Raw genomic sequence first — 11,969 nt, forward strand, 5'->3', positions numbered from 1 at the left:
GTGCTTCGTCTCAGCCGAGGCGCGCATTCTACGCTTTCCTCGTTGCCTGTCAAGCGTTTATTTTGAAGTTTGTTTCGAGAAACTCGTTCAACTTCAAACACTTGACTCGCTTCGATCTCTCGTAGCGGGAGGCGAATTCTACAGCGTTTCAACACGCTGTCAACCTTCTTCTCAACCGCTGCCGATCTGTTCGATCGTAGCCCTTACAGCACCACCCGAACTAGCTAACCCATTGAATCTCAAGGAGTTTCGCGTTCCGATGTCGCTGGAAGTGGGGCGCATTATAAGGGGATTCGAAACCGCGTCAACCATTAATTTCAGAAATCGTGAGATAAGTGCCTGTCACCTTCCAAGGCCACCTCGAACCGCCCTCCCCTTGCTGCGGTTCACGCGCGCAAGCGAACGCGCAACAGCCGGTATCCTCAGCACCATCAACAACATCCCAATAAAGGCATAGACAGCCCACTCCCGCAGGTCAGAGCGTACGATCCACAGAAAATGCAGCAGCCCCAGGCCCAGTACTGCGTAGACCAGCCTATGCAGCTTCTTCCACCGCGCGCCCAGGCGGCGCTGGCTGTAGCGATTGGACGTGACCGCCAACACCAGCAAACCCAGCAAACCAAGGGCACCCACGATGATGTACGGTCGCTTGCGCAGTTCTACCGTCAACTGTCCCCAGTCCAACCCCAGGATGAAGAACAGGTACGCCAGCACATGCAACACGATGTAGGCAAACACCCACAGCCCGAGCTGACGTCGCACCACGATCCAGCCCGGCCAACCGGTAACCCGCTGCAATGGCGTCATGCACAGGCTGATTAACAGAAACACCAAGGCGCCCAACCCCAACCGGTCCATCAACACCTTGCCCGGATCAGGGCCCAACAGGCTGGCCGATGCCTCATACAGCCACCAGGCCGGAAATACGCAGCCTGCCATGAATATACCTAGACGAAACCAGGGATATCTCATCAGTAGTTCTTCCGCAGATCCAGCCCGTCATACAGCGACGCCACCTCATCGGCATAGCCGTTGAACATCTGTGTCTCTCGCACATTGGGACTGAACAGCCCGCTAGGCAACCTGCGTTCACGAGCCTGGCTCCAGCGCGGGTGGTCGACGGTCGGGTTCACGTTGGCATAGAAGCCATACTCATCCGGAGCCAACCCCTGCCAAGTGGTTTTCGGTTGCTCTGCCACCAGGCTGATGCGCACGATCGACTTGATGCTTTTGAAGCCATACTTCCAGGGCACGACCAACCTGAGCGGGGCTCCGTTCTGGTTCGGCAGCTCCCGGCCATACATACCGACTGCCAGGATGGCCAGCGGATGCATCGCCTCGTCCAGGCGCAGCCCCTCTTCATAAGGCCAATCGATCAGTGCAAAGCCAGAACGCTGGCCAGGCATGCTCTTGGGATCCTCGAGGGTTTCGAAACGGACGTAACGGGCCTTGGAGGTGGGTTCGACCTGCTTGAGCACGTGTGCCAATGGGAAGCCCAGCCACGGAATGACCATCGACCACGCTTCCACGCAGCGAAGTCGATAGACACGCTCTTCGAGTTGGTAGGGTTTGACGAAGTCCTCCAGTGCATAGCGACCGGGTTTACCCACTTCCCCATCAATGACAACGCTCCAGGGTTCGGTCTTAAGGCTGCCTGCGTTCGCAGCCGGGTCGCCCTTGTCGGGCCCGAACTCATAGAAGTTGTTGTAGTGGGTGGCATCCTTGAAGGGGGTCACGGCTTCGTTTTGGACCGTCACCGCCTGCCAACGGGTACCAGGCAGCTTTTCGGCAAACCAGGCAGGCGCCTTGCCAGCCTGTACGTCAGGGTAGCGAGACGGCTCGCCGGCCAGAACGTTGCCCGGCAACGTACCCAGTGCCAAACCCGCGAGCGAGCCACCCATCAGGGTGCGGCGTGAGAGATAGAGGCCTTCAGGGGTGATCTCCGACGCCTTGCATTCGCCTGACCTGGGAAGCTTGATAAGCATGAGCGGCTCCATAGCACTGGGTAACGGATGTACCAGTAAGACTATGGAACCGGAGGGTTATTCCACAATTAAGGGATTGTCACCCTTTGCGACGACGCGAGCGCAGCAGGAACTGGATAGGGCCGGAAGCCGCATAGGCCAGGAAGGCCAGCAGCAGAATGCGCGGAGGATCGCTGAAGACCACTGCGAACACCAGCACCACGGCAAGGATCGCCACGAAAGGCACGCGCCCCTTGAGGTCGAGTTCCTTGAAGCTGTTGTACTTGATGTTGCTGACCATCAGCATGCCCGCAGCCGCCACCAGAAGCGCCACCAGGAACGAGAGCTTCGAGCCCTGGATGCCATAGTCGCTGAACGCCCATACCGTACCGGCCACCACGCCGGCTGCAGCCGGGCTGGCCAGGCCGATGAAGTAGCGTTTGTCGGCGGTGCCCACCTGTGTATTGAAACGCGCCAGACGAAGCGCAGCACCGGCCACATAAATGAAGGCCACCATCCAGCCGACCTTGCCCATGTCACCCAGCGCCCAGCCAAAGGCCAGCAGCGCGGGGGCCACGCCGAAGGCGACCATGTCCGACAGCGAATCGTACTCGGCGCCGAAGGCGCTCTGGGTATTGGTCATGCGCGCTACCCGGCCATCGAGGCCATCGAGCACCATGGCCACGAAGATGGCGATGGCAGCAAAGGCAAAATACTTGCTCGCTTCGCGCGGGTCGCCAGCGCTCAGGGCACTCTGTGCGTTCATCGAACTGATGATGGAATAGAAACCAGCGAACAGGTTCGCGGTAGTGAACAGGTTGGGCAGCAGATAAATGCCGCGATGACGCACCTTGCGCCCTTCGTCGTCATGCCCCTCTTCAATGTGCTCATCGACAGGTAGCAGGCTTTCGGCGTCGGAGGGCTTGTTCGGCTCTTCGGGACGTTCGCTCATGGAGGGTACCTTGCAACAGGATGGAAAAAGTTCGACACGGGCCCGCTAAACAGGTTCTGACGGCGGGCCACTGGTCTGCTTTATACCAGAAGCTGGCTGCCAGAACGAAAAAACGCGGCCTAAGCCGCGTTTTTCATCGTTCGATAAACCTTAGTTCTTGGTCTTGTCGACGATCTTGTTGGCCGAGATCCACGGCATCATCGAACGCAGCTTCTCGCCGATGACTTCGATGCCGTGCGCGGCGTTGTTACGGCGCTTGGCGGTCATCGATGGGTAGTTGGTAGCGCCTTCGGAGATGAACATCTTCGCGTACTCGCCGTCCTGGATGCGCTTGAGTGCATTGCGCATGGCTTTACGGGATTCTTCGTTGATGACTTCTGGACCGGTCACGTACTCGCCGTATTCGGCGTTGTTGGAGATCGAGTAGTTCATGTTGGCGATACCGCCTTCGTACATGAGGTCAACGATCAGCTTCAGCTCGTGCAAGCACTCGAAGTAGGCCATTTCCGGGGCATAGCCGGCTTCGACCAGGGTCTCGAAACCAGCCTTGACCAGTTCGACGGTACCGCCACACAGCACAGCCTGCTCGCCGAACAGGTCGGTTTCGGTCTCGTCCTTGAAGGTGGTTTCGATGATGCCGGTACGGCCACCGCCTACACCCGAGGCGTAGGACAGGGCGACGTTCTTGGCGTTGCCCGAAGCATCCTGGTAGATAGCGATCAGGTCAGGGATACCGCCACCTTTGACGAACTCGGAGCGCACGGTGTGACCCGGGGCTTTCGGGGCGATCATGATCACGTCGAGATCGGCACGTGGAACCACCTGGTTGTAGTGGATCGCGAAGCCATGGGAGAACGCCAGGGTAGCGCCCTTCTTGATGTTCGGTTCGATTTCCTGCTTGTACAGCTGGCCCTGGAATTCGTCCGGGGTCAGGATCATGACCAGGTCGGCAGCGGCGACTGCCGAAGCTACGTCGGTCACTTTCAGGCCGTGGGCTTCTGCCTTGGCAACGGTGGCCGAACCTTTACGCAGACCGATAGTGACATCCACACCGGAGTCTTTCAGGTTGCACGCCTGAGCGTGGCCCTGGGAGCCGTAGCCGATGATGGCGACTTTCTTACCCTGGATGATGGAAAGGTCGCAGTCTTTATCGTAGAAAACTTTCATGAAATACCCCTGGTTATATCCCGGCCCCAATGGAGCCATCGCTAATTTATTGTTGAATTCAGATGCTGAGCACTTTGTCGCCACGGGCAATGCCGGTAACGCCGCTGCGCACGGTTTCGAGAATCGATGCAGTGCCGATGGCCTGGATGAAGCTGTCCAGCTTGTCGCTGGTGCCGCTCAGCTGCACGGTGTACACGCTGGCAGTCACATCGACGATCTGGCCACGGAAGATATCCGTGGTGCGCTTGATCTCGGCACGCTGGGCACCGGTGGCCTTGACCTTGACCAGCATCAGCTCGCGTTCGATATGAGCGCTTTCCGACAGGTCGACAAGCTTGACCACTTCGACCAGCTTGTTCAGGTTCTTGGTGATCTGTTCGATCACTTCGTCATGGCCAACGGTGGTCAACGTCAGACGCGACAGGGTCGGGTCTTCGGTCGGCGCCACGGTCAGGCTTTCAATGTTGTAGTTGCGCTGGGAGAACAGGCCGACCACACGGGACAAGGCACCCGGTTCGTTTTCCAGCAGCAGGGAAATGATGTGCCGCATATCAGGTACGCTCCGTCTTGCTCAGCCACATGTCACGCATCGAGCCGTCCTTGATCTGCATCGGATAGACATGCTCGCTGCGGTCAACCGCGATGTCGATGAACACCAGGCGATCCTTCATCGCGAAGGCCTCTTCAAGCTTGGGCTTGAGGTCCTTCAGGCTGGTGATGCGGATGCCCACATGGCCATAGGCCTCAGCCAGCTTGATGAAGTCAGGCAGCGACTCGACATAAGAGTGCGAGTGACGGCCGTTGTAGGCCATGTCCTGCCACTGGCGAACCATGCCCAGCACACCATTGTTCATGTTGACGATCTTGACCGGCAGGCCGTACTGCATGCAGGTCGACAGCTCCTGGATGTTCATCTGGATGCTGCCTTCACCGGTTACACAGGCAACGTCCTGATCCGGGAAATTGAGCTTGATGCCCATCGCTGCCGGGAAGCCGAAGCCCATCGTGCCCAGGCCACCGGAGTTGATCCAGCGGTTGGGTTTGTTGAAGCGGTAGTACTGGGCAGCGAACATCTGGTGCTGACCCACGTCCGAGGTCACGAAGGCATCACCGTTGGTGACTTCGCACAGCGTCTCGATGACTTTCTGCGGCTTGATGACATTGCCGTCGCCCTTGTCATAAGGGAACAGTTCGCCATTGCCACGCCATTCATCGATCTGCTTCCACCAGGCATCCAGCGCCGCCTTCTCAGGCTGTTCGCCGATTTCCTTGAGAATGCCGATCATCTCGGACAACACGCTGTCCACTGGGCCAACGATCGGTACGTCGGCCTTGATCATCTTGGAGATCGAAGCCGGGTCGATGTCGATATGGATGATCTTGGCGTTCGGGCAGAACTTGGCCGGGCCGTTGACCACACGGTCGTCGAAACGCGCACCGACGGCGAAGATGACATCGGCGTTGTGCATGGCCATGTTGGCAGTGAAGCTGCCATGCATACCCAGCATGCCAAGGAACTGGCGATCGGTACCCGGGAAGCAGCCCAACCCCATCAGGGTATTGGTGACTGGCAGGTTCAGCGACTTGGCGATCTCGGTCAGGGACTCGGACCCACCACCCAGGATCACGCCGCCGCCGGCGTAGACGATCGGGCGCTTGGCGGCCAGCAACATTTCTGCCGCCTTGCGAATCTGCCCGGAATGCCCGCGCACCGCCGGGCTGTAAGAGCGCAGCTTGACCTTCTTGGGGTACACGTACTCGAATTTTTCAGCCGGGTTGGTCATGTCCTTGGGGATATCGACCACCACCGGGCCTGGGCGGCCGGATTGCGCCAGGTAGAATGCTTTTTTCAGGATTTCCGGAATCTCGGTCGGGTTCTTGATCATGAAGCTGTGCTTCACGATAGGCCGGGAGATACCGATCATGTCGGTTTCCTGGAAGGCATCGGTACCTACCATGGTGCTAGGCACCTGGCCGGACAGGATGACCATCGGAATGGAGTCCATGTAGGCAGTGGCAATGCCCGTGATGGCATTGGTCGCACCCGGGCCGGACGTCACCAGCACCACGCCGGCCTTGCCGGTAGCGCGGGCGTAGCCGTCAGCCATGTGCGTCGCCGCCTGTTCGTGGCGAACCAGGATGTGCTCGACTTCCGGTTCCTTGAACAGCGCGTCGTAAACGTGCAGGAGAGCACCACCAGGGTACCCGTAGATGTGCTTAACGCCTTCGTCGCGCAAGAAGCGGACGACCATCTCAGCGCCAGATAAAAGCTCCACGTTGTTCACCTCTAAAACGCCAGAATACCGCCCCAACAGGCGGGTCTTAATAGGTTTACTGCCAAGCAGAGCATGAGCGAACGTCAGCACTGACTGAGCAAGTATTGGGAGCTCCCCAGAGTGTTGCGGGGGTTTCCCACCCAGCGCGAGGTAACGCGTTGCGGGGTGTAACAGGTCGGCGCGGGTGTGCGCCTCATGATCTGCTTAGCGGGTCTGCTTCTGGCAGTCCCACTACAGCGGAAGTTGGATTCTTGTTATTTGGCGGCGACAAGTCAAGAAAAATTATTGCCAATTTTCAGCCAAGATGAATTCCTGGCACCACTAAAAATCACTAAAGCAGCAGAAAAATTAAGATTTCTATAAAAAAGGGCCACAATCTGCGGCCCTTGAAGGAAAATTGGAATAAATCAGGCGGTCGGGGCGATCAATTGGTCGAATGCTGCCAACAGCCGGCGCAGCTCCCGGCTCTGCTCCGGCCGGTTCACGAACACGGTTTCAGCCATGGTGAGGATCCCCGACGCGTTGGGCAATGGGTGACCCAACTCGATGATGATCTTCATACGCGGCAGAAAAATCCACTGCAGCCACTGCTCGAAACGCAGGGTGTCGACCGCGAAGGGCACCGTGCTCTCCAGTGCATCGTCCTCAGGCGCCTCGTCGTCCCACCAACCTTGCACCTGCAACTCACGCTCGATCAGCATCAGGTGGTCGGCGATGGCCAGTACCCGCGGCTGCACCGTCACGAGCTCACCCGTGCTTTTTGCCGTGCCTGCGCTGCCCCGGCACTGTCGCCTTGCTTCTCACGCGCCTGGGCGATCGTGTTCCACAACTCGGCCTGCAGGCTCGGACGCCCATTGGCATAGGTCAGCGCACGACGCGCCAACTGCTCGGCCTGCGGGGCGTCACCCTGGGACAGCCTGACCTGCGCCAACCGGTAGAGTACCTGCGGCTCCCGCGGCGCGATCCGCTGGGCCCGCTCTAGGCTCGAGGCAGCGCCGTTGAAATCGCCGCTGCCCTGCTGCGTCTGAGCGGTGGTCAGCAGTGCCAGCACCGGCCCATCGAGCTGTTCGTCAGCAGACAACCCGCCGCCAGCGCCGCTACGCGGAATACCGGTTGGCGCGCTGCTGGCCTTGGGGGCCGACGCGCTGTTCATCGACGCAATATCGAAAGGCTCGTCGGCAATGGGGTTAGGGTCAGTGGTGATCGGTTGGGCGTTGACCGGCTCGGTAGTGATCGGCGTCGTGCTGATAGGCGCCGCGCCATTGCCGGCAGGGAACGTCTGGATGCCGGACGCCCCGGCCCCCTGGGGAATCATCACCGTGACGCCGGAGTCTTCCGGCAGGGTCTGCGCCTGGGGCGTGCCGGCATTGATGCCAGGGGCCTGGCGCTTGGCCGTGACGCGCTCGCTGTTGGACACGCGGGTACTGGAGTCGACCACCGGTATATTGCCGCGAGGCACGCTGGAGCACCCCTGGAGCACCACCAGCGCCGTCACGGCAGGAAACAGCCACTTGTTCACGTCACACCTCTTCAATGCAGCCTGTGCTTAATTCATCCAGCCCTTGACCCAGTCCATGACCGATTCAGCTGGATTCTGCTCGCCGCCACAGGTCGCGCCGGCAGGCGGTTCACTCCCGCGAATATACGGCATCTGCACGGCCCCCGGACAGCTGCTGTCAGACCCCTGGCCGCTGTAGGGATCAATCCAGGCCTGCACCACGTTGTCGGGCTGGGGCATGTCGAGCGGCAGTGGGTCGGCTTTTTTCATGAAGCTGGTCCACACCTGCAGCGCGCCGGTAGCGCCGGTGAAGGGCGTTTTACCGTTGTCGTCGCGCCCCATCCAGACCACCGCCAGCAGGTCCTGGCTGAAGCCTGAGAACCAGCTGTCACGCGAATCGTTGCTGGTACCGGTCTTGCCCGCCAGGGTGAGGGTACGCGGCAAGGTGTTGTACACCGAGCGCCCGGTGCCTTCCCGCATGACCCGCTGCATGGCGTTCTGCACCAGGTAGATGGCCGCAGGGTCGAATGTCTGCTGGATCTGGAACGGATAGCGCTTGAGCGGCTCGCCTTCGGCCGTCAGTACGCTGCGAATACCGCGCATCGGCGTGTTGAAGCCACCGTTGGCCAGGGTCTGGTACATGGTCGCGACCTGCATCGGCGACATCCCGCCTGCACCCAGCAACATCGATGGGAACGCCGGCCAGTCCACGTCCACACCCAGTCGCCCAATGGTCTTGATCACGTTCGGCACACCCACTTCCAGGCCAAGCTTGGCGGTGGACAGGTTGTACGAATGCGCCAGCCCCTGGTACAGGTAGATGGTGCCGTGCGAACGCCTGTCGTAGTTTTGCGGGCGCCACACCTGTCCGTTGGCAGCCTTGACCGAGAACGGTTCGTCCTGCACCCAGCTGGTCAGGGTGTACTTGCTCGGCTGCTCGAGGGCCGTCAGGTACACCGCCGGTTTGACCAGAGAACCAATCGGGCGCACGGCATCGATGGCGCGGTTGAAGCCGGCAAAGCCCGACTGGCGGCTGCCGATCAGGGCCTGCACCTCGCCGGTTTCAGGGTTGGTCACGACCATCGCCGATTCCACCTCGTCGGCGCCCTTGCGCCCGGCCAGGCGCTTGAACGTCTCGTTCATCGAGGTTTCGGCTTTCATCTGCAGGATCGGGTCGAAGCTGGTGAAAATTCGCAGCCCCTCTTCGGTCAAGTCTTCGTCGCGGTAGTCCTGGCGCAGCTGGCGCTTGACCAGGTCCAGGAAGGCCGGGAACGAGCTGTCGGCCAAGCTGCCGCGCTTGGTGACGCCCAGGGGCATCTTCTTCGCCGCATCCACTTCGGCCTGGCTGGCCACGCCCTGCTCGGCGACCAGGTCCAGTACCAGGTTACGCCTGGCCAACGCACGTTCCGGGTAACGGCGCGGGTTGTAGTAGGACGGGCCCTTGACCATGCCAACCAACAATGCGATCTGGTGCAGCTTGAGCTCAGACAACGGCTGGCTGAAGAAGAACTGGCTGGCCAGGCCGAAACCATGCACGGCACGCTGGCCGTCCTGGCCGACGAACACCTCGTTGAGGTAGGCCTCCAGGATCTCGCGCTTGTCGTAATGCAGTTCCAGCAAGACCGCCATCATCGCCTCGGTCAGCTTGCGGCTCAGGCTGCGCTCACTGGTGAGGTAGAAGTTCTTGACCAGTTGCTGGGTCAGGGTACTGCCGCCCTGGCGCATCGATCCGGACGAGGTATTGACCCACATGGCCCGGGCGATGGATTTAGGGGATACGCCCATGTGACTGTAGAAATCACGGTCTTCGGTGGCCACAAGGGTTTCGAGCAGGTACTTGGGCACCTGGTCGATCTTGATCAGGATGCGATCCTCGAGGTTCTTGGGGTAGATGCCGCCGATCATCAGCGGCTCCAGCCGGACCACATCCAAGGCCTTGCCATTGGCGCCCGCAAGCCCCGCCACGTAATCACCGGAAAACCGTACACGCACGAACTGGGCAGGTTCCATGCCCTCATAGAACTGGAAGCCACGGGTATTGAGGTCCACCGTGTTGCCGTTCACCGCTGCCGCGCCTGGCCCGTTGGCGGCACTTTCACGGCGATAACCCAGCGCGTCGAGTTCGGTGAGGAAGTCATCCTTGCTCAGTTTCTGGCCGGTGAACAGCTCCAGCGGCCTGGCATACACCTTGGCAGGGATGGTCCAGCGCTTGCCGGAAAACTTTTCCTGCACGACGGCATCGAGGTAGACCGCGAAGCCGGCGATGATCACCAAGCCGACCAGGCTGAGCTTCAAAGCCCAGCCCAGCCAGGCACGGGAGCGGCCGGTCGGGCGTTTTTTAGGGGTACGGGAATTTCGAGATCGAGTCATGGCGGCGGATTATACGCACTTTACTGAGGCTGGGCAGGCGGCCCGGCGGTAGGCAGGGACGGCACCATTGACCATAATGGCCGATTCGAATTCCCTGCCCCCGGAAGGATTTCCCGTGAGCCAAGCCCTCATCACTGCGTTGCAGAACCCTGCCCTGTACCCCCACCCCGTGGATGGGTTCCACCTTATCGAGACGCATATCTCCTGGGTATTGCTCACGGGTGAGTATGCCTACAAGATCAAGAAGCCGATGAACTTCGGCTTCCTCGACTTCACCCACCTGGATCAGCGCCAGCACTTCTGCAACGAAGAACTGCGCCTGAATCAGCGCCTGACCGATGGTCTGTACCTGGAGGTGCTGCCGATCACCGGCAGCGCCGACGCCCCGCAGATCGGTGGAGAGGGCCAGGCAATCGAATTCGCCTTGAAAATGCGCCAGTTCCCACAGGGACAGATGCTCTCCACGCTCCAGGCCAACGGTGAGCTGACCGCTGCCCACGTCGACCAGATGGCCCGCCAGATCGCCGAGTTCCACCTGCAGGCGCCTCGCGTGCCCGTGGAGCACCCGCTGGGTACGCCCGAGAGCGTGATGGCACCGGTGGAACAGAACTTCGAACAGATCCGTCCGTTTCTGAGCGACAAGGCCGACCTGCAACAGCTCGACGCCCTGCAAGCCTGGGCGCGCAGCAGTTTCGACCGTTTGCATGGGCTCCTCGAACGCCGCAAGGCCGAAGGTTTCATTCGCGAATGCCACGGTGACATTCACCTGGGCAATGCCACGCTGATTGATGGCCAGGTGGTAATCTTCGATTGCATCGAGTTCAATGAGCCCTTCCGCCTGACCGACGTCTATGCCGACACCGCCTTCCTGGCCATGGACCTGGAGGACCGCGGGCTCAAGTGCCTGGCTCGGCGTTTCATCAGCCAGTACCTGGAACTGACCGGGGACTATGAAGGGCTGGAATTGCTCAATTTCTACAAGGCCTACCGCGCACTGGTGCGTGCCAAGGTCGCGCTGTTCAGCATGCCTGCCGACGCCGATGGCGTACAGAAGGCCACGACCCTGCGCACCTACCGCAACTACGCCAATCTCGCAGAAAGCTACAGCGCCATCCCTTCACGCCTGCTGGCCATTACCCATGGGGTTTCGGCTGTCGGCAAGAGCCACGTAGCCATGCGCCTGGTCGAAGCGCTGGGCGCCGTGCGCGTGCGCTCGGATGTGGAACGCAAACGTCTGTTCGGCGAGCAGGCGCAAGACGCGACAGGCCAGTTGAGCGCAGGCATCTACGACCAAGAGGCCAGTGCTGCCACTTACCAGCGCCTTCATCAGATTGCGGCTACCGTGCTGCGGGCAGGCTTGCCGGTGGTGCTCGACGCCACCTACCTCAAGCATGCACAGCGCCAGGCTGCCGCCGACGTCGCCAGCCAGACTGGCGTACCGTTCCTGATCCTCGACTGCCATGCCCCGGATGCCGTGATCAGCAGCTGGTTGCAGCAACGCCAGGCGCAGAGCCAGGACCCGTCGGACGCCACCCTGGAAGTCGTCCAGGCCCAGCAGGCAAGCCGTGAGCCGTTGGCTGCCGAGGAAGTCGCGTTGAGCACGCCGGTAGATACCCAGGCGAGCAGCAGCATGGACCATGTCATCGAGCAAATCCGTCAGCGCCTGCCCGGGCTCTGATGCCTGACACGGGAAGACGCCATTTCAAGCAACGCGCCTTCGACCTGCGGCCTTGTTAAAAGGC

10 protein-coding genes are annotated in these 11,969 nt (G+C 60.5%); 1 reads left to right on the forward strand and 9 read right to left on the reverse strand.

What is annotated here, in order from left to right:
- Window positions 1–342: 342 nt before the first annotated feature.
- From msrQ to mrcB, 9 genes are all read right to left on the reverse strand, one after another.
- The gene (gene msrQ / locus ACF8GB_RS18220) at window positions 343–972 is read right to left on the reverse strand and encodes a protein-methionine-sulfoxide reductase heme-binding subunit MsrQ (protein WP_058639173.1); all 630 of its coding nucleotides are present in this window, start codon (window positions 970–972) and stop codon (window positions 343–345) included.
- Window positions 972–1,985, reverse strand: a complete 1,014-nt coding sequence (msrP, locus tag ACF8GB_RS18225; RefSeq protein ID WP_058639174.1) for a protein-methionine-sulfoxide reductase catalytic subunit MsrP — start codon at window positions 1,983–1,985, stop codon at window positions 972–974. Before msrP ends, msrQ begins: the two co-directional genes overlap by 1 nt.
- Window positions 1,986–2,064: 79 nt before the next feature.
- Window positions 2,065–2,916 carry a CDP-diacylglycerol--serine O-phosphatidyltransferase gene (pssA, locus tag ACF8GB_RS18230; protein ID WP_023533151.1) on the reverse strand — a complete coding sequence of 284 codons (852 nt, stop codon included), beginning with the start codon at window positions 2,914–2,916 and terminating at the stop codon, window positions 2,065–2,067.
- 150 nt (window positions 2,917–3,066) lie between these two features.
- Entirely contained in the window at window positions 3,067–4,083 is a 1,017-nt protein-coding gene (ilvC, locus tag ACF8GB_RS18235) for a ketol-acid reductoisomerase (protein ID WP_058604733.1), read from the reverse strand.
- A 58-nt stretch (window positions 4,084–4,141) separates the two neighbouring features.
- Window positions 4,142–4,633, reverse strand: coding sequence for an acetolactate synthase small subunit (gene ilvN / locus ACF8GB_RS18240; RefSeq protein ID WP_003250040.1), 492 nt, complete (start codon window positions 4,631–4,633; stop codon window positions 4,142–4,144).
- Window position 4,634: 1 nt separating this feature from the next.
- Window positions 4,635–6,359, reverse strand: coding sequence for an acetolactate synthase 3 large subunit (locus ACF8GB_RS18245; RefSeq protein ID WP_058639204.1), 1,725 nt, complete (start codon window positions 6,357–6,359; stop codon window positions 4,635–4,637).
- Window positions 6,360–6,766: 407 nt separating this feature from the next.
- Window positions 6,767–7,096, reverse strand: a complete 330-nt coding sequence (locus tag ACF8GB_RS18250) for a YqcC family protein (protein ID WP_372239202.1) — start codon at window positions 7,094–7,096, stop codon at window positions 6,767–6,769.
- 2 nt (window positions 7,097–7,098) lie between these two features.
- Window positions 7,099–7,878: a tetratricopeptide repeat protein gene (locus ACF8GB_RS18255; RefSeq protein WP_078477991.1), complete on the reverse strand. Its 780-nt coding sequence runs from the start codon at window positions 7,876–7,878 to the stop codon at window positions 7,099–7,101.
- Between the two features lie 27 nt (window positions 7,879–7,905).
- Entirely contained in the window at window positions 7,906–10,227 is a 2,322-nt protein-coding gene (gene mrcB, locus ACF8GB_RS18260) for a penicillin-binding protein 1B (RefSeq protein ID WP_058604735.1), read from the reverse strand.
- Between the two features lie 115 nt (window positions 10,228–10,342).
- Here mrcB and ACF8GB_RS18265 point away from each other — a divergent pair, with 115 nt between their 5' ends.
- Window positions 10,343–11,905, forward strand: a complete 1,563-nt coding sequence (locus ACF8GB_RS18265) for a bifunctional aminoglycoside phosphotransferase/ATP-binding protein (RefSeq protein WP_058639176.1) — start codon at window positions 10,343–10,345, stop codon at window positions 11,903–11,905.
- Window positions 11,906–11,969 lie beyond the last annotated feature (64 nt).

The organism is Pseudomonas sp. xss_4 (assembly GCF_043104125.1).
Taxonomy (GTDB): Bacteria; Pseudomonadota; Gammaproteobacteria; order Pseudomonadales; family Pseudomonadaceae; genus Aquipseudomonas; species Aquipseudomonas parafulva_B.

What these genes read in the sequence shown, in the direction of transcription:
- msrP (WP_058639174.1), bottom strand. Translation starts at nt 1,985, where the DNA reads ATGCTTATCAAGCTTCCCAGGTCAGGCGAATGCAAGGCGTCGGAGATC.
- msrQ (WP_058639173.1), bottom strand. Translation starts at nt 972, where the DNA reads ATGAGATATCCCTGGTTTCGTCTAGGTATATTCATGGCAGGCTGCGTA.
- pssA (WP_023533151.1), bottom strand. Translation starts at nt 2,916, where the DNA reads ATGAGCGAACGTCCCGAAGAGCCGAACAAGCCCTCCGACGCCGAAAGC.
- ilvN (WP_003250040.1), bottom strand. Translation starts at nt 4,633, where the DNA reads ATGCGGCACATCATTTCCCTGCTGCTGGAAAACGAACCGGGTGCCTTG.
- ilvC (WP_058604733.1), bottom strand. Translation starts at nt 4,083, where the DNA reads ATGAAAGTTTTCTACGATAAAGACTGCGACCTTTCCATCATCCAGGGT.
- mrcB (WP_058604735.1), bottom strand. Translation starts at nt 10,227, where the DNA reads ATGACTCGATCTCGAAATTCCCGTACCCCTAAAAAACGCCCGACCGGC.